The following is an 18,343-nucleotide window of genomic DNA, read 5'->3' as shown; positions in this document are numbered from 1 at the left end:
GGCTTTATTTTGTTTAAATCATTTTTTTTATTGATTGAAACATTGCCTTTTCTTAATGCAGGTATTTTATTTTCTTCTGACATATTTACTCCTTATATTATTTATTTTTTTTAGAGAAATATTCCATATATTCTCTGTCATAATTTGATTTTTTATATTCATCTGATAATATTTCTTTTGCCTTGTTAAGCATTGTAGATTTTTCATGTGCTTTTTCTTTATTTTCTTCTGTTGCTTTATCAGGATGATGTTTTTTCATCATTTTTTTGTATTGCTTATTTATATCTTTTTCAGAATATAAAGTATATTTTTCATATTTTGATTCATCGTACTCTTCTTCCCATAATATTTCATACCAATTCATAAAGTTTCCATCAGAATCTTTATGTTCATCATCAGAAGAGCTTTCATCTGAAGTTTCTGGAGAAGTATATTCATTAAATATTTCCACCATTTTTATATAGCTTTTGCAGTAAGAAAGTCCGAATATGCAGCTTCTGTATGCTTCTGGGAATAAATGTTTTTTTATATTTGTATCAGTTTCTTCTATATAGTTTTCTACTTCTTTAATCCATAAGTCAAAAATATTTTCGTACTCATTATTGTGTTCGCTGATATTACTAAATTCACTTTTTAGTTCTTCAAATGAATCACTTATATCTTCTATAGGTATAGCAATACCTTTAAATGTTCCGCTTGAATATTTTTCTTCTAATTCTTTAAACTCATTCATTAATTCTTCAAGCAGTTTTAAAGATCTTCTTATAGCTTCTTTTACAACTATTTTTGCTTTTCTTCCGTCTTCTGTATCATCAAATTTTATATCCTCAAATACTATAGCAGACTCTTCTATAGCAGCTATTTTTCTGTCAAGTTCTTTTTCTTTTTCTGATAATACTTTTTCTATTTCTTCTCTTTTCTCTTCCCATTCTGCCTTTTCTTTTTCAAAACTGTCAAATAATTCTTTTTCTCTTAAATCAAAAGTATCTTCCCTTCCTCTTAAATCAATATCCCTTGATTCTATATCCTCTTCTTTTTCTCTGCATATTCTTTCTCTTGAATCAAGCTCTTCCATTTTTTCTTCATAATATTCTTTATCTTTTTTTACTTCTTCATATTTTGCTTCATATTTTTCTATGTTTTCTCTTGCCTTTTTTTCTATTTCCCTTGCTTTTTCTTCTACTTCTCTAGATTCATTCTCACGTTTTTTTATATTTTCTCTTTCTTCATCTAAATCTCTATCTTTTTTTCTACTCTTTGTTCTTCTTTATCAACATATTCTTTTTTTATATTTAAATTTATTTCTTCTTTTCTGATATTGCTAGCTCTTTCATTCAAATCCTCTTCTCTGGCATTTAAATTATTAGATTTTACTTCTAGTTTTTTTTCCTTTTCCTGAAGCTTAATGAATAGTTCATTATATTCTTCTATTTTTTTATTTAACTTTTCTCCTAAATATTTATTTTCATCTATTAAAGATATATTTTTCTCAATATAACTTGTATTATTATTCATTAATACATGAGTTTTATGCTGAAGAGTTGTTGTTTTTTCTATTCTGTTGGATATTACTTTTTCTTTTTTTAATTTTCTTTTGTTGTTTCTGTTTTGCTTAATTCTCCTATTTCTATTATTTTTAGATTTAATTTTTCTTAAAATTTTTTTAATCATTAAAACATCCTTTTGTTTTTATATAAAAAATATACAATGCTTTATAATCTTTGTACATGAATGTTTTTGATATATTAGGTATATATCTATATATATCTACGGGGGAAGGTTAAGCCTTTTTGTTTATCGATACCGCAAATTTAGGCAAAGTGAGCATATAAATGAAAGAAAGCCCTATGCTTATTAAATTAAAAAATGAGTAAGGCATGTACTGTAAAGTATGAACTCCAAGTATTGAAGTCATATAAACACCTGTAACAGTCCAAGGAAGCAGAACTTCTGTAAGCGTTCCTCCTTCTTCCATCGTTCTTGATAATACTCCAAGATTGACATTATATTTTTTGTATACATCTTTGAGAACTGAGCCTAATGTTAAAAATGTAAATTGAAGGCTGCTTAATGCTGAGTTTATAGTGAATGTTGTAAACCAAGTTATAAATATTAAACTTCTTACACCTTTTACTATTTTTATTAATAATTCTATAAGAGTATCCAAAGTGCCTATTAGCTGAAGCATAGCACCATAAGTGAGAGCAAGTATTAAAAATAATACGCTTGGCATTGTGCTTATCATACCGCCTCTGTTTAATAAAGTATGTAAATTTTGAGGTATGCTTTCCGGATTAACTGTAGGGGACATTGATATATTGAATCCAGTTACAAATGATTTCATAGAATTTATAATTCCGAAATCCTGAAATACAGCACCTAATATTATAGCAATTAAACTTCCTATAAACATAGTGATTACAGGATTTACTCCTTTAACACTCGCTATAAGTACAAAAGCAGGAGGAATTAATAAAAATATATTGAAATTAAATATTGAATCCAATGATGTTAATATTTCGCTTGCTTCTTTAAGATTTGAAATGTCGGTATTTGAAGAAGCATTGAATCCTAATACAGTAAATACTATTGCTGCAAGTATTGCAGAAGGTATTGTATTTGCAAGCATAGTTTTTATATGATTAGAAAGTGTAGTACCCGCTCCCATAGCAGCTAATACAGTAGTATCTGATATAGGGGAGTTTTTATCTCCAAGATATGCACCGCTTATAACAGCACCAGCTACTAATGGCAGCGGAGTGTTTGTTGCTTGGGCAATTCCAATAAATGCAACTCCTGCAGTAGAAGCAGAACCCCATGAAGTGCCTGTAAATATAGAAAGAAATGATGTAACTATAAAGGCCATTACAGGTATAAAAGACGGATGAATTAATTTGATTCCATAGTATATTAACATAGGTACAGTTCCTGCATACATCCATGCTCCTACAACTATACCTATTAATATAAATATTAAAACTCCAAGCCAAGTGTCAACTATCTTTTTTATAAAAGCATCTTCCATATCTTTCCAGCTATAACCTGCAAAATGTGCTATTATGCAAGATATTAATGTTCCTATAGTAAGCAAGAATTCTATAGGAACTCCATATTTAATTGTGAATATTAAAACGCTTACAAGTATAAATATTAATGGAAACAGCTTCCAAAATGTGCTGATTTGCTTTGATTTCATAAAATTACCTATATAACAAATTCTAATAAATATATAAACTATTTTTATTGTAATGTCAATAGTTACAGCTAATATTTTACCGTAATCGTTGACTTTTAAGTTAAAATAATATAAAATACTGCCAAATATATAAGGGGATATAGCTCAGTTTGGGAGAGCATCACAATGGCATTGTGAGGGTCGTGGGTTCGAGCCCCATTATCTCCATAATATGTTATTTTTTAATTGAAAATCTTTTATATTGCTATAAAATATAAAAGGATATTTCCGATAATTAAATAACTCTAACACTCATGGAGGCATTATAAAAATGGCAGAACAGCTAGAGCAACAACCTATAGAAAGTACAGAATCCAGAGCTGAGCTTGAAGATAGTACTAACCTAGTTACTTTCAGACTAGGAAGCGGGGAATATGCTATAGATATCATGCAGGCTAAAGAGATAATCAAAATGGAAAAGATTACTCTTATACCTAATGCTCCAGATTTTGTGGAAGGAGTTATTAATTTACGCGGCAATATAATACCTATTATAGATTTGAAAAAAAGATTTAATTTGGAAGAGATTGAAGGTGATAAAAATACTGGTATTATCATAGTAAAAATCGAAGATGTAGATATGGGTATAATTATTGACTCTATATCAAAAGTAGTATCTATATCTAATTCTGATATACAGCCTCCTCCTCCAATGCTTTCAGGTATAGGTCAGAAATATATAAAAGGTGTTGGTAAATTAGAAGATAAATTATTAGTAGTATTAGATTTAGAGAAATTATTTACTACTGATGAAGAAGAAGAAACTGACAGCACTGAAAGTTAATTAGAATATTGCTGTGATTACTTTACTTTCGCTTATAATAATGTCTAATATTTCATCGTCATTATCTTTTGGAATTAGAGGTAATATTTGATAATCATAAGCTAAGCCTATTCTTAGTGCATTTTTATTTATTTTTAATATATTATCATAATATCCATTTCCAAATCCAAGCCTATTGCATTTTTCATCAAATGCTAAAGCAGGAATTATAAACATTGATACTCCTTCTATGTCGCAGTCTTTACAATGGGCAAAGGGTTCCCCGTTACCGAATTTTGTATTTCGATTTATATCTTTATCATAATCTTCTATATACTTTAATATCATATTATGATTGTCTATAAGAAATGGTACAGACACTTTAATATTATTACTTAAAGCATTTTTTATTATTTTGTATGTAGAAACTTCATTATTAAAATCTATATAAACACATATAGAAGAAAATTTATTAATATTAACTATATTTTTAAATTTTTTATATATAATATTACTTTTAGCATCAACAAATGAAGCATATAAACTATTTCTAATGAGTTTAAAAGGTTCTCTTATTATTTTTTTTGCTTCTTTTATATCTAAATTATCATGAAGAGAAGTTCTCATCGTTATATTCTAATAATATTTCCTGTAATAACTTGTCTCTAATAATTTGGTCTATAATTTTTTGAGAAGCCATACCTATATCAATAAATTGTACAGCAAAACCTTTAGGTAAATCAGGTTTTTGTTTATTATTATTTATCCATACAACTTTAGCTTCTGTAAATAGTTTAAAATCTTTAAAAGATATAGTTAAACCAAGCATATCTCCTTTTTCAGGAATATTTGTATCTGAAGAAATATATGCTCCATTACCGCTTATAGATAATATATTTCTATCTATAGTTCCTCTAATTTTATCTTTATATGCTATAATAACATTTAAAGGCCAGTTAACTCTTGAATATTGTCTTCTTTTAGAACTGCTGTCAGCAGCATTGGATATATATGATTTAATAGCATGAACAATGCTTCCAATATCTGTGTTTTTTACAAATACTAAAGAATAAGGGTATTCATCTGCAATGGATTCATCTGAAGTATCTGTAAGAACAAATTTTATTTGAGGATTAATCTTGTTGATTTTATCGGAAAAGAATTTTATAGCATCTTTATCCTCTTCTTTATATCTAATAATATAGAAATAGATATCTAAATTATTTTCAATAATATGGGCTAGTGATGAATTAGCATCATTAAAAACGCTTATATCAAATTCATCTCCAAAAGCATTTTTATATTTTGTTAATATTCCTACATCATTTTCTATTATGACGCCTTTTATTTTTTCTTTGTCCATTGTTTGACTCCTGACAATACTTGTTACACGCAATTGTAACATATTTTTTTTATTCGTACAACTGTTTTTTTACAAAAAATGTACTATTAATTTTCGTATTTATAATGTAATATTTTAATAAATTATTTAGAGATTTTAAAAATTGAAAGAAAACAATTATAGTAAAGAAATTTTTATTAAAAGTATAAAATATTTGAAAGGTGTTGGCCCTAAATACGCTGAAATATTAGCTAAGAAAAATATAATAACATTATATGATCTTATATCATTTTATCCAAGAACTTATGATGACAGAAGAAAAACATTAAAAATATATGAAGCATTACAGAATCAGGAAAAAACAAGCGTTGTTTATGTAGAAGTTATAGATATATCAAGTTTTACTTTTCAATATAGAAATAAACCATTAGTAATAGTTACAGACGGCGATGTAATATGCGAGGTTCCAATATATGGAGGAAGACTTCCGGCAGGAATTGCAAAGGGAGCAAAACTTTATCTTACTGGAAAATTTTTAAGAAGCGGACGCGGTAAAATACAATGCAGAGTTATAGAATTTGAAAAACCATCTTCAAATGCATTATCTTATGGTAAGATAGTTCCTATATATCCATTAACAGAAGGACTTTCTCAAAAAAAATTAAGAACTTTAATTGTAGATGAACTTGTTAATTTTGAAAAGAATATGAAATATGATATACCTAGCATTATAAAAAAGAAGTACAGACTTAAGAGTTTTGTTTCTTCGGTTATGGAAATGCATTTTCCTACTTCTTTTGAGGCTTTAGCTGAAGCTAGAGAAAGTTTAGTTTTTGAAGAGTTTTTAACTTTTCAATATATACATTTAAGTGAAAGAAGGCCGAATATACTAATAAAAGAGAAAAGATATAATTCTTCTAATTTGATTGAAAAAGTTAAATCAAGTTTAACATTTGAATTAACTCCTGATCAATTAAATACAATAGAAGAGATAAAGAATGATTTATTTTCAAATAAACAAATGTTCAGACTTCTTCAAGGAGATGTTGGAGCAGGTAAAACTATAGTAGCATTTTTAACATCGTTAATACCTGCAGAATCAGGATTTCAAACTGCGTTTTTAGCACCTACAGAAATATTAGCTTTGCAGCATTATAAAACTTTTAAGAAAATAATTAAAGCAGCAGGTTTGGAGGAGCAAATAAAAGTTGATATATTAACTTCCTCTGTTAGCCAAAATGAAAGAGGATATTTGCTTAAAAGACTTAGAGAGGGTAAAAGCCATATATTAGTAGGTACGCATTCTATACTTTATGATGAAGTTATATTCAAAAATTTATCTTATGCAATAGTTGATGAGCAGCAGAGATTCGGGGTAGCTCAAAGAAACAAACTTCTTTCAAAAGGAGAAAATGTTGATTATCTGCTTATGACAGCAACACCGATTCCTCAGTCTTTAGCATTAACATTATTTGGAGAGTTAGATTTATCCATTATAAAAAGTATGCCTAGCAGCAGAAAAGGTGTGCTTACAAAGTATAAAGAGCTTTATGAAAGGGATCATTGTTATAAATTCTTAAAAAATAGAATAGAAAAGGGAGAACAAGGGTATGTTGTTTTCCCATTTATAGAAAATACTGATTCAAATTTCATTACTCTTTCAAGTGAATTTCAAAGATCAAAAGAAACTTATTTTTCAAATGTACAAATAGAAATAATACATGGTAAAATGAAAGATGAAGAAAAAGAATATATAATGAATAAATTTTCAAACGGAGAGATAAAAGTATTATTTTCAACAACAGTAATAGAAGTAGGCATAGATAATCCTAATGCTACTACTATATTAATAGAAGGGGCAGAGCGTTTTGGTTTATCGCAGCTTCATCAGCTTAGAGGCAGGGTAGGCAGAGGAGATAAATTAGGTTATTGTTATTTAATACTTCATAGTGAATTAAATGATATCATAAAAGAAAGAATTAACATAATATGTGAAACTACTGACGGATTCAAAATATCAGAAAAGGATTTAGAATTAAGAGGTTCTGGTGAGTTCTTAGGAGATAAACAAAGCGGAATACCTGATTTCAAAATTGGAAATATTATAAAAGACAGCGAGATTATGCGTAAAGCTAAAGATGAAATGCGTTCTTTATTAAAAGATGAAAAAAATAAAGAAGATTTTTATAATGAAAATGAGGCTTTTATATTAAAGGCTAATTATTTAAAAGATAAAATAATAAAAGATGAATAATTATTATATACTAATTTTAAGTATGAAAAATTTTTTTTATAGATAATAAAAAATCTTTATTAAACAAAATAAGCATTATTAATATTATTATTACACCGCTTGCAAATGCTGATAAGCTGCTCCAAAATACAAAATTGAATAATGGTATTATAATCATTATCATTGATATAAACGAAGATGATATTATATAAGATACATATTCATTAAAATATTTATTGTCTATTAAAGATATTATAAGCATTGCAATATTCAAAGACATAGACAAAAAAGGAATGGTATAATTAAAAGACCATTTATAAAATCCTGTAAATATATCGATTATAATTATTAATGGGGCAAGTATAAAAAATTCTATTAATAATTTTTGCCTTAAATATAGTGATTTAGCAGTAAAGCATATATAAGTGAAATATGCAGCTGCTATTGATATTACTGATATTACAGCCCAATTATATTTGCTTGATGTAGATATATTAACTACTATTATAGATATTATTGCAGCTAAAGATGCTAAGAGTACAATTTTTTTCACATTGATTTTATTTTGTTCTTTATAAAAATCTTTATATGAAGGATATTCTTCATATATTAATTTATTGTTGCCATTATTATTTAATTCTTTTAAACATAACGGACATATATTTTTATTCGTTTTAATTTCTAATTTACAGTTATTACAATGAGGCATTTTATACTCCGAAATCATTAGAATATATTTCTACTTTTGATATATTTGACATATATTGAAAAAAGTATCTTATAATATCTGTTTCTATTACCGTTCTATTAAATGTTATTGAAAGTTTATCATAAAAACTGCATACACCGCAATTTAACGGACTATTTATTGTTGGATATACTACAGCTTCAAAATGACTGATATAATCTTTCATCTCTTCGGGCAATGATATATTAGCAAAATTTGAAATAGTCATTGTTTTTATTTTATCTTCAAATAATTCAAATGCTAAATTAACTACAAAATTTTTTATAAATAATGGTATAAATTTAGCAAATATATTATTTTCTAATTTTGTATTTTCGTATATGAAATTTTCTAAATAATCTTTTGATATTTTATTTTTCATTTCATTTTTTACAGTTTCAATTATATTTTCAAATTCAAGTTCTTTGTCAGTATTAATTGCTATATTTGTAATACCGAAGAAATTTTTTAATGATATAGATGGGAATATTTTTCTTAAGTTTACAGGTATGCATATAACTATATTTTTTCCTTCATGTCTATTTTTTATTCTTGTTTCATATATTGAATATGCAAGAACTGATAATATATAAGCAGTTATTGTTGCGTTATATTTTTTACTCTCTTCTTTAATTTTTTCTAAGCTTAATATTCCATGTATAACATTATCACCGTATATTTTTAATGGTTTTCCTTTAACTAGATAAACATTTTTTATTTTTGCTTCTTTTTTTGATTGTTTTTTTTCCTTTGTATGAATTTCAAAACTGTCATCATAATCTGCTATAGTATGTATATTATCTTTGAATATGTCTTCGTTTATATCATTAATTGTCTTACCTGATAGTGTGAAATAATGATATAATAAAGATTTTAAAAAACTTATTAGAGATGTGGCATCGGCTAAAGAATGAGCTATTTCAACAGAGATTCTATATTTATAAAATACCACTCTTATTAAATGTCCGTTATTTAATTTACTGTTTATATTATAGCAAGGATAATATTTTTCTTTCTGCACCATTAATGTTCTATTATTTTCTTCAAAGTAGTTCCAAAATAATCCTTTTTTTATTGATAGTGCAAGTGTTGGGAATCTTTTTATTGTTATGTCTAATGCTTTTTGCAATGTTTCTCTATTTACTTCTTCCATTAATACAGCAGAGACTCTAAATATAGGCATATTTTTTTGTTTTTTATAGATACAAAAAGTTTAGCAGCATTGTCAAGTTTATATAATTGTTTCATATTATTTATTTTAATTAATAAAAATTATTTTGCAATGATAAAATCATAAAAATAATATTTATTAATGGCATTTTAAATTTAATAAACACTTGGGCGGGTGTACTGTTTCTTTATTAGTCAGTAAAAATAATTTAGATTAGAATCAAAAATAAAACAATAAAGAATAAAGAGCGGGGTATGTAATAATATTTTATAACTTAAAATATTATATTCTTATTAATTTGACATGCTTATAAATTTGATATATACTCCTTTAACTTTATTATGGGATAATAAAAAATGTTAAAAAAAATTACTATATTGACATTTGTTATTATTGTTTTACTGTCATGTAAAAATAATAATAATTTAGAAAGCAAATCAAATGAAGAAATACAAATTTTAGATGAAACTAAATTGATAGAAAATATATTTAATAAAAATAATACTAAAGGAACATTAGTTTTATATAATGTAAAAGAGGATAAATATATTGTATATAACGAAGAAAGAGCTAATCAAAGATTTTATCCGGCATCTACTTTTAAAATATTTAATAGTTTAATAGGATTGTATGAAAAAGCTGTTAAGGATGTTGATGAGGTATTTTATAAATATAATGGGGAAAAGTTTTTCTCGAATCTTGGGCTAAAGACTCTAATTTAAGATATGCAATTCAAAATTCGCAGGTACCTGCTTATAAGGAATTAGCTAGAAGGGTAGGGCTTGAAAAAATGAAAGAAAATATAGAAAAATTAGATTTTGGAAATAAAGATATAGGAAAAAGTGTAGATACTTTTTGGCTTGAAGGGCCTTTAGAAATAAGTGCTATGGAACAAGTTAAACTATTAACCAAATTATCACAAAATCAACTGCCTTATCCTATAGAAATACAAAGAGCTGTTTCTGATATTACAATATTAGAACAAACCGATAATTATATTTTGCATGGTAAAACAGGATTAGCAGATTCTGAAAATATGAATACAGTGCCTATTGGCTGGTTTGTGGGATGGCTGGAAGAAAATGATAATATTTATGTTTTTGCTCTAAATATTGATAATATAAATTCTGATGATCTTGCTAAAAGAATAAATATAGTAAAAGAAAGTTTAAGGTCTATTAATTTATTAAATTAAATATAGTAGTATATAATTATAACTTGGTTATCATTTTTAAATTTATAATTTTTGTACCGCACGCTAAATGGTATTATAGATATATATTGATTTTGAATGTTCATTTTTATTATATACAAAATTTTATTAACCGTGCGTTAAATAGATTTTAAATTTAAATAAATCTAGGGCGGGGATGCTTTCTCTTAATGTATAATGAAAAAGAATTTAAATTAGAATTTTTCAATAAGATAATAAAGAAAATAGGGCGGGGTATGTAGCAGAATTTAAAATACTCTAATCACTTGAAAAATATACAGATTTGCAATATAATTTTTGACATTAAAAATATGTAAACTAAATTTTAATAGTATCAAACTACGGAGTGTATATTATGGAATATAATTTTACTACCATTGAAAAGAAATGGCAGAAATTTTGGAAAGATAATCAGTCTTTCAAAACAGTTTCTAAACCTACAGACAAAAAATATTATGTATTAGAGATGTTTCCTTATCCATCTGGAAAAATGCACATGGGACATGTTTCTAATTATACTATAGCTGACTCTATAGCTAGATACTATAAACTGTTAGGCTATGATATTTTACACCCAATGGGCTGGGACGCTTTCGGTATGCCTGCAGAAAATGCTGCTATAGATAATAAAACTCACCCTGCTGAATGGACTTTGAAAAATATTGCTAATATGAAAGAGCAGTTAAACTTACTCGGATATTCTTATGATTGGGACAGGGAAGTTACAACTTGTCTTCCTGATTATTATAAATGGGGACAATGGTTTATATTAAAGATGTATGAAAAAGGGCTTTTATATAGAAAAGGCGGAGATGTTAACTGGTGTGACCATTGTAATACTGTGCTTGCCAATGAACAGGTTACAGCTGAAGGCACTTGCTGGAGATGTGACGGAGAGGTTACTAAAAAGAAGCTTGAGCAATGGTATATAAAAGTTACTGATTATGCTGAGCAGTTGGATGCAGATTTGAAATTATTAGAAGGTTATTGGCCTGATAATGTTATAGCTATGCAGAAAAACTGGATAGGAAGAAGTGTCGGAGCTTATGTTAATTTTAATTTAGATGACGGCAAAGATTTTCCTATATTTACAACTCGTCCGGACACTATTTACGGTGTTACTTATATGGCTATAGCTTGGAATTATGACGGACTTTTAGATATGTGTACTCCTGAACAAAGAAGTGCAGTTGATGAGTTCATTAAAAAGTCTGCTAAGATAGATCAAAAAACAGATTATGAGAAAGAAGGTGTATTTACAGGAAGATATGTAGTTAATCCATTTAATGGAGAGAAAGCTCCTTTATATGCTGCTAATTTCGTTTTGGCTGAGTATGGTAGCGGTGCTGTAATGGCTGTACCTGCCCATGACCAAAGAGACTTTGAATTTGCTAAAAAATATAATATACCTATAAAAGTTGTTATACAAAATGCTGACAATTCTTTAAAAGCTGAAAATATGACTGAGGCTTATACTGAGGATGGAACAGTTGTTAATTCTGATATATTAAACGGACTTTCTACAAGAGATGCTATAAAAAGGGCTATAGAATATGCTGCAGAAAAAGGTTTTGGAAGGGAGCAGGTTCAGTATAAACTTAGAGATTGGCTTATATCAAGACAAAGATATTGGGGCAATCCTTTACCATTTGTTCATTGTGAGAAATGCGGTGTTGTACCTGTTCCTGAAAGCGAATTACCTATAACACTTCCTATGGATATAGAGTTTACAGTTGGAGAAAATCCTCTTAAAAAATCTGCATCATTCGTTAATACTACTTGTCCTAAATGCGGAGGCAAGGCTAGAAGAGAAACTGACACTATGGATACATTTACTTGCAGTTCTTGGTATTATGCAAGATATACAGATGCTCATAATGATAAAATGCCTTTTGATCCTGCTGTTGCTAATGCTTGGCTTGGTGTTGACCAGTACATTGGCGGTATTGAACATGCTTGTATGCACCTTTTATATTCAAGATTCTGGTACAAGTTTATGAGAGATATAGGACTTATCAAAGGAGATGAGTCTTTCAATAAACTTTTAACTCAAGGTATGGTTTTAGCAAATAGTTATGAATCAAGGGAGTTAAAGAAATTCTATACTCAAGAGCAAATGAACAATAAAGAGTATGAGAAAGACGGCATTAAAAAAGAAGATATAATAGTAAAAATGGAAAAGATGTCTAAATCAAAGGCTAATGGGGTTGATCCTGCTGAGATTATAGAACTTTTCGGTGCCGATGCTGTTAGAATATTCGTTATGTTTGTTGCTCCTCCTGAAAAAGATAAAGAATGGTCTGATGAAGGTGTTAAGGGTTCTGCAAGATTCTTAAATAGAATTTGGACATTATTCCTTAAATATAAAGATGAAGAAGCATTCAAAACTAATAAATCATTTGATTATAATAACTTATCAAAAGAAGCTAAAAATTTGTACAGAAAATATCATAAAACAATAAAGAAAGTTACAATAGATATTAAAGATAGATTCCACTTCAATACTGCAATTGCTGCTTTGATGGAGCTTTTAAATGATATGTCTTCAATAAAATTAGCTAATAATGATGATTATGCTATGTTCAAAGAAGTTATAAGAGGATATTTAATACTTCTTAATCCTATAGCTCCTCATATTACAGAAGAACTTTATCAGATACTAAACTTCGGAAAAATGATACTTGAAGAAAGCTGGGTTGAGCATGATGAAAAGTATTGCAAAGATGATACATTTGAGCTTGTATTCCAAGTTAATGGTAAAATAAGAGATAGAATAGAAGCTGATGTTAATATAAGCGAAGAAGATGCTAAAAATCAAGCTTTATCAAATGAAAAAGTAAAATCATTTATAGAAGGCAAAAATGTTATTAAAGTAGTTTATGTTAAAGGAAAGCTTGTAAATATAGTTATCAAGTAAGAATATAATTAGTAAAAATTAGTGATAAAAGGGTATGGATTTAATAATCTGTACTCTTTTTATTTAGCTTTAATTACATACCCCGCCCTTTATTCTTTATTGTTTAATTTTGAAATTCTAATTTTATTTATTTTTTATTGCTTAATGAGAAATAGCAATCCCACCCAAGTTCTTATTAAAAGTAGAATTTTATTCAATGCACGGTAAACTAAATTTTATATATAGTAAAAATTAACATTCAAAACCAATATATATTTATAACATGGTTTTGCGTGCGTTTTGTATGTTAAAAAATTTAGAAATTTAAATTATGATAATTTTTTATTTTAAATAATATGTTATAATGATTTAACTTATTAATATAAAATTAGAGGATTAAAAATGTATATACTTCCAGCAATAGATTTAAAAAACGGAGAAGTTGTAAGACTTGTTGAAGGAGATTATGATAATAAAACTACTTATTTTAGAGACCCTATTGAAGCATTAGATTTTTTTATCGAAAGCGGAAGTAAATATCTGCATGTTGTTGATTTGGATGGTGCAAGCGACGGGGAAACTATTAATTTTAAAACAATAGAAAAAATTATAAAAAAGTCAGATTTATTTGTTGAGGTAGGCGGCGGTATAAGAAATGAAGAGACTATAAATAGATATTTGGATATAGGAGTAAAAAGAACTATACTTGGAACAGCAGCAGTTGAAAATATTGATTTTACTGAAAATATGATTAATAAATATAAGGATCATATAGCTGTGTCCATTGACTCAAGAGATAGAATGATAGCAGTTAAAGGCTGGAAAGAGATTAATAAACAAGACTCAGTTGAATTTTGTATTAAACTTGATGAAATGGGTATCGATACAATAATATATACTGATATATCAAAAGACGGAAAATTATCAGGTACTAATTTAGAAATATATAAAGAATTAAGAGAAAAAATTTCATGCAATATTATAGCTTCAGGCGGTGTTACTTTTGAAGATGAAATTATAAGATTAAGAGATATGAATATTAACGGAGCTATAGTGGGAAAAGCTATATATGAAAACAAACTAGATTTAAAAAAGATTATTAAACTTGTTTCGTAATATTATATATATATTTTTTATTTTGTTAATATAAATAAATATTGGTACATATAAAAATTAGTTAACGCACGGTTAGACTAATTTTATATGTATTGAAGTTAAAATTAATAATTAAATTATTTTTTTATTTTGTTCTGCGTGCGTTTAGTAAATTCAAAATCCAAATAAATATAGAGTGTTGAATTAGAATAAATACAAAAATATAAAAGTACTATTAAAAAATAATGAGGCTTTTATATTTTATAAAGTAAGTAATTATTACATTTCTTATAATCTTCATCTGAAACCATTAAAAAAATCATAAATTTTGTCAAAAGTTAATTTAAGAACAAATAATAAAAAGCAGTATAATACTAAATAATAATGCTTTTAGGGAGTTTATTATGGAGAATAAAAAAGAAATAAGTAATATAAACGGTAAAAATAAAATTACTGATATTATTATAAATATACATTTTATTATAGTTAATAATAAAGAAGTTTTATCATTTTAGTTTTTGCAAAATTATTTGTGTATATAGTATTTCTGTAGTAGTAATTTTCCAACAGATATATCTGTATTTGTTTTTTTATTGCTGACACTCATATAATTACTGGAGCAGCTTATTATAAGAATTAGTAAAAAAGATAATATTATAATAATTTTTTCATATAATCTCCTTAATATTAATCTAATTATATATATTATACTTTTTCACTATGACAAAAAATGTCGCATAAAAAAGAAGCCCCATTATAAATAGGACTTCTTTTTTATTTAATTATATAAATTTTATTCTTTAATAAACTTTTTGAAATTAGCTACTTTTTCTTTAGCAACTGCAAGTCTCTTATCTTTGCTTTCTTTTACACAAACTTCAAAATAGAATTTGATTTTTGGTTCAGTACCAGAAGGTCTGATAGTAATTTTAGTTTTGTCAGCAAGTATATATTGAAGCACATTAGATTTAGGTAAAGTAATGTCTTTTATTTTTTTGCCTGTATTATCATAAACTTCTTTTTTCTCATAATCGCTTATAGTTTCTACTTGAACTCCTGAAATTTCTTTAGGTAAATTGTTTCTGTAATAAGTCATCAAATCAGCTATAGCTTTAGCTCCGTCAGCGCCTTTTTTAGTTATAGATATAGTTTCCTCATAGAAATAGCCGTATTTTTCATAAATGCTTTCTAAGTAATCAGCTAATGTCATGTTGTTGTCTTTACAATAAGCAAGAACTTCAGCAAGCATTAAACAAGAACTAACACCATCTTTATCGCGTACATTAGAGTTAATACAATATCCGAAACTCTCTTCAAATCCGAATAAATATGTTCCTTCTTTTTCTCTTTCTATAACATCAGCAATCCATTTAAATCCAGTAAGAACATCATAAAGCTTAACATTATTAGCATCAGCAATAGCTCTGGCAAGTTCTGTAGTTACTATAGTTTTTACTATATATGGATTTTTTATATTTTTTTTATTTGTAATGAGGTAGTATGATATTATAGAGCCTATTTGGTTTCCAGTAAGATACATATAAGAACCATCTTTAGTAAGTAAAGCACAACCCATTCTGTCACAGTCAGGGTCAGTACCCATAACAAGTTCAGCACCAATTTCTTTAGCTTTATTAACAGCTATCTGCAATGCTTCAGGATTTTCCGGGTTAGGTGATTCTACAGTAGGGAAGTTTCCATTAGGAGGCTGAGCACCTTCTAAAGTAGTTAAATTAGTAAATCCTGCCTTTCTTAATGCCATAGGAACCATTTTGTATCCGGAACCATGAATAGGAGTATAAACTATTTTTATATCATTATGTTTTTTAATGATATCAGGATTAACTAAATATCCCATTAAATCATTCATGTATTTATCTTCAATATCTTTTCCTATAATAGTAATTTTTGAAGCATCTCCCATTTTTACTTCTTCAGGCTTAACTTTCAATACTTCATCTATGATGTTTTTATCATGAGGAGGTATAACTTGAGCTCCGTCAGTCCAATAAACTTTATATCCGTTATATTCTTTAGGGTTATGACTAGCAGTAACAACTATACCTGCAATACATCCTAAACTTCTAACTGCATAAGAAAGAAGTGAAATAGGGTGGATATCATCATATAAATAAACGCTTATTCCATTTGAAGAAAGTATTTCAGCAGCAGCTTTTGAAAATATATCAGAATTATTTCTTGAGTCATAACCTATAGCAACTTTATAATTGCTTCCGCCTTGTTTTAATATGTAATTAGCAAGTCCCTGAGTAGCAACACCAACAGTATATTTATTCATTCTGTTAGTACCAACACCCATTATTCCTCTAAGTCCGCCGGTACCAAATTCTAAATCTCTATAGAATGCATCTATTAACTCTTTTTCATTGCCGGCATCTAATAATGCTTTAATTTCTTTTTTTGTCTCTTCATCATAAGAGCCGTTAAGCCATGAGTCTATTCTTGCTTTTACTTCTTGTTCCATATATACACCTCTATATATTTATTTTAAATAAATTCTAATAATTTCTTATTGTTGCCAGCAATAAACTATTTTCAAAATAGCTTACAACTTTTTCTCATTAGTTATCAGCCGCTTATTTATTTCTTTAAAAAGTTAATAAAATCATCAGCATATAACTTTTTTATTAGTAAAATAAGCAATAATAAAAAATAATAATTTTTCTATATAAATTATAGTATACAAAAGGTATATAATCAAGTATTATTTAGGCATGGAAACACCATAATGTATATTAACCCAAGCTATACCTAAAAAATTTTTCCAAGCATCATTTTGAGAAGATACGTTAGGAAGATATAAATCTGTAGGTTTTGTTCCGGATAAAGTTGTTCCTGTTATTACATTTGGAGAAGTTCCTAAATATTCAACATTTTTTAAAGAACTGCATCCGTCAAAACTTGCATTATTAACACTTATTAAAGAATAAGGCAGCTGAACATTAGCTAATGATGTACATCCTTTAAAAAAATCAGCAATTATTTTTTGAGTAGATGCAAAAAGTACAGTTTTGAGAAATAAAGCATCCGCTGATGTAAAAGTGTAATCATTATCAAGAATAGCATTAGATAAATCCAATTCTACATTGCTTTCATTTTTAAGGGCAATTTTCATATTATCAAATATTGCAGATGATGAAATATGTCCTACAACTACTATAATATTTTTTCCTGTTATTTTTTTATTATTTTCCAAAGAATTTATTATTTCATCCGCTGAAGCATTAGCATCTATTACAGAAAGAGTCTTATTTTCATTACCGCCTAATGATATGTCATATTCTGAATAAGGAGAAGTTATTTTATATTTACATGAAGTCATTGTTAAAATAAAAATAAATAATATTAATACTTTTTTCACTTAAAATCTCCTATTTTATTAAGGCATTTTTGTATTATAGTTAATCTTACCATTTGCTTTCCAATTATATGTTAAAAAATTATCCCAACTTCTATCTTGAGGATCAGACGCCACATTAGGAAGATATAAATTCTGCGGAGTTGAAGCGGGATATGGTGGGTATGCCCCAAATAAATCATTGCCTGTTAGATTAATTCCTGTGCTATTATCTCCAAGATATTCTACGCTTTTTAATGATGTGCATCCTGAAAAAGTATGATTGCCTTCCATTGTTTTTAAAAGGCTT

13 protein-coding genes, 1 tRNA gene and 2 pseudogenes are annotated in these 18,343 nt (G+C 27.1%); 6 read left to right on the top strand and 10 right to left on the bottom strand.

Annotated features, from left to right (window positions below; all coding sequences use genetic code 11):
- Positions 1 to 97 precede the first annotated feature (97 nt).
- From Q0J90_RS12155 to nhaC, 3 genes are all read right to left on the bottom strand, one after another.
- Positions 98 to 1,075 carry a DnaJ domain-containing protein gene (locus Q0J90_RS12155; protein ID WP_297278164.1) on the bottom strand — a complete coding sequence of 326 codons (978 nt, stop codon included), beginning with the start codon at positions 1,073 to 1,075 and terminating at the stop codon, positions 98 to 100.
- A gap of 155 nt (positions 1,076 to 1,230) precedes the next feature.
- Entirely contained in the window at positions 1,231 to 1,671 is a 441-nt protein-coding gene (locus tag Q0J90_RS12150) for a hypothetical protein (RefSeq protein ID WP_297278163.1), read from the bottom strand.
- Positions 1,672 to 1,780: 109 nt separating this feature from the next.
- A complete protein-coding gene (gene nhaC / locus Q0J90_RS12145; RefSeq protein WP_297278162.1) occupies positions 1,781 to 3,196 on the bottom strand; it encodes a Na+/H+ antiporter NhaC in 1,416 nt (471 codons plus the stop codon).
- A 133-nt stretch (positions 3,197 to 3,329) separates the two neighbouring features.
- Here nhaC and Q0J90_RS12140 point away from each other — a divergent pair.
- Both Q0J90_RS12140 and Q0J90_RS12135 read left to right on the top strand, forming a co-directional pair.
- Positions 3,330 to 3,403: transfer RNA gene (locus Q0J90_RS12140), tRNA-Ala, on the top strand.
- Between the two features lie 103 nt (positions 3,404 to 3,506).
- Positions 3,507 to 4,019, top strand: a complete 513-nt coding sequence (locus Q0J90_RS12135; RefSeq protein WP_297278161.1) for a chemotaxis protein CheW — start codon at positions 3,507 to 3,509, stop codon at positions 4,017 to 4,019.
- On the opposite strand, the gene Q0J90_RS12130 is transcribed toward Q0J90_RS12135, so the two are convergent.
- Both Q0J90_RS12130 and Q0J90_RS12125 read right to left on the bottom strand, forming a co-directional pair.
- A complete protein-coding gene (locus tag Q0J90_RS12130; protein ID WP_297278160.1) occupies positions 4,020 to 4,625 on the bottom strand; it encodes a 5-formyltetrahydrofolate cyclo-ligase in 606 nt (201 codons plus the stop codon). It abuts the gene before it with no gap.
- Positions 4,606 to 5,361, bottom strand: coding sequence for a PilZ domain-containing protein (locus tag Q0J90_RS12125; RefSeq protein ID WP_297278159.1), 756 nt, complete (start codon positions 5,359 to 5,361; stop codon positions 4,606 to 4,608). The genes Q0J90_RS12130 and Q0J90_RS12125 overlap by 20 nt, the downstream gene beginning before the upstream one ends.
- 142 nt (positions 5,362 to 5,503) lie before the next feature.
- Between Q0J90_RS12125 and recG the strand changes: the two genes are divergently transcribed.
- Positions 5,504 to 7,594: an ATP-dependent DNA helicase RecG gene (gene recG, locus Q0J90_RS12120; RefSeq protein ID WP_297278158.1), complete on the top strand. Its 2,091-nt coding sequence runs from the start codon at positions 5,504 to 5,506 to the stop codon at positions 7,592 to 7,594.
- Positions 7,595 to 7,610: 16 nt separating this feature from the next.
- Here recG and Q0J90_RS12115 read toward each other — a convergent pair whose 3' ends face one another.
- Positions 7,611 to 8,282, bottom strand: coding sequence for a DUF6320 domain-containing protein (locus Q0J90_RS12115; protein WP_297278157.1), 672 nt, complete (start codon positions 8,280 to 8,282; stop codon positions 7,611 to 7,613).
- A gap of 1 nt (position 8,283) precedes the next feature.
- The gene (locus Q0J90_RS12110; protein WP_297278156.1) at positions 8,284 to 9,483 is read right to left on the bottom strand and encodes an acyltransferase; all 1,200 of its coding nucleotides are present in this window, start codon (positions 9,481 to 9,483) and stop codon (positions 8,284 to 8,286) included.
- Between the two features lie 344 nt (positions 9,484 to 9,827).
- On the opposite strand from Q0J90_RS12110, the pseudogene blaOXA reads away from it, so the two are divergent.
- The 3 genes and pseudogenes from blaOXA to hisA all read left to right on the top strand — a co-directional run bounded on the left by blaOXA (position 9,828) and on the right by hisA (position 14,696).
- Positions 9,828 to 10,666 (top strand): annotated as a pseudogene (gene blaOXA, locus Q0J90_RS12105) (class D beta-lactamase).
- 373 nt (positions 10,667 to 11,039) lie between these two features.
- Positions 11,040 to 13,601: a leucine--tRNA ligase gene (gene leuS, locus Q0J90_RS12100; protein WP_297278155.1), complete on the top strand. Its 2,562-nt coding sequence runs from the start codon at positions 11,040 to 11,042 to the stop codon at positions 13,599 to 13,601.
- A 381-nt stretch (positions 13,602 to 13,982) separates the two neighbouring features.
- A complete protein-coding gene (gene hisA, locus Q0J90_RS12095; protein ID WP_297278154.1) occupies positions 13,983 to 14,696 on the top strand; it encodes a 1-(5-phosphoribosyl)-5-[(5-phosphoribosylamino)methylideneamino]imidazole-4-carboxamide isomerase in 714 nt (237 codons plus the stop codon).
- 772 nt (positions 14,697 to 15,468) lie between these two features.
- On the opposite strand, the gene Q0J90_RS12090 is transcribed toward hisA, so the two are convergent.
- The 3 genes and pseudogenes from Q0J90_RS12090 to Q0J90_RS12080 all read right to left on the bottom strand — a co-directional run.
- Entirely contained in the window at positions 15,469 to 17,160 is a 1,692-nt protein-coding gene (locus tag Q0J90_RS12090; RefSeq protein WP_297278153.1) for a phospho-sugar mutase, read from the bottom strand.
- 240 nt (positions 17,161 to 17,400) lie between these two features.
- The gene (locus Q0J90_RS12085) at positions 17,401 to 18,057 is read right to left on the bottom strand and encodes a leucine-rich repeat protein (RefSeq protein WP_297278152.1); all 657 of its coding nucleotides are present in this window, start codon (positions 18,055 to 18,057) and stop codon (positions 17,401 to 17,403) included.
- A gap of 18 nt (positions 18,058 to 18,075) precedes the next feature.
- Positions 18,076 to 18,343 (bottom strand): annotated as a pseudogene (locus tag Q0J90_RS12080) (hypothetical protein); the annotation flags it as partial.

It is taken from the genome of uncultured Brachyspira sp. (genome assembly GCF_944390595.1).
GTDB lineage: Bacteria > Spirochaetota > Brachyspiria > Brachyspirales > Brachyspiraceae > Brachyspira.
Note: the sequence above shows the minus strand (reverse complement) of the source record. Positions and strands in the feature narration are given on the sequence as shown.

Bases quoted from the DNA above. Each gene is read 5' to 3' on its own strand.
- Q0J90_RS12155 (WP_297278164.1), bottom strand. From the start codon at position 1,075: ATGGAAGAGCTTGATTCAAGAGAAAGAATATGCAGAGAAAAAGAAGAG.
- Q0J90_RS12150 (WP_297278163.1), bottom strand. From the start codon at position 1,671: ATGATTAAAAAAATTTTAAGAAAAATTAAATCTAAAAATAATAGAAAT.
- nhaC (WP_297278162.1), bottom strand. From the start codon at position 3,196: ATGAAATCAAAGCAAATCAGCACATTTTGGAAGCTGTTTCCATTAATA.
- Q0J90_RS12135 (WP_297278161.1), top strand. From the start codon at position 3,507: ATGGCAGAACAGCTAGAGCAACAACCTATAGAAAGTACAGAATCCAGA.
- Q0J90_RS12130 (WP_297278160.1), bottom strand. From the start codon at position 4,625: ATGAGAACTTCTCTTCATGATAATTTAGATATAAAAGAAGCAAAAAAA.
- Q0J90_RS12125 (WP_297278159.1), bottom strand. From the start codon at position 5,361: ATGGACAAAGAAAAAATAAAAGGCGTCATAATAGAAAATGATGTAGGA.
- Q0J90_RS12115 (WP_297278157.1), bottom strand. From the start codon at position 8,282: ATGCCTCATTGTAATAACTGTAAATTAGAAATTAAAACGAATAAAAAT.
- Q0J90_RS12110 (WP_297278156.1), bottom strand. From the start codon at position 9,483: ATGCCTATATTTAGAGTCTCTGCTGTATTAATGGAAGAAGTAAATAGA.
- leuS (WP_297278155.1), top strand. From the start codon at position 11,040: ATGGAATATAATTTTACTACCATTGAAAAGAAATGGCAGAAATTTTGG.
- hisA (WP_297278154.1), top strand. From the start codon at position 13,983: ATGTATATACTTCCAGCAATAGATTTAAAAAACGGAGAAGTTGTAAGA.
- Q0J90_RS12090 (WP_297278153.1), bottom strand. From the start codon at position 17,160: ATGGAACAAGAAGTAAAAGCAAGAATAGACTCATGGCTTAACGGCTCT.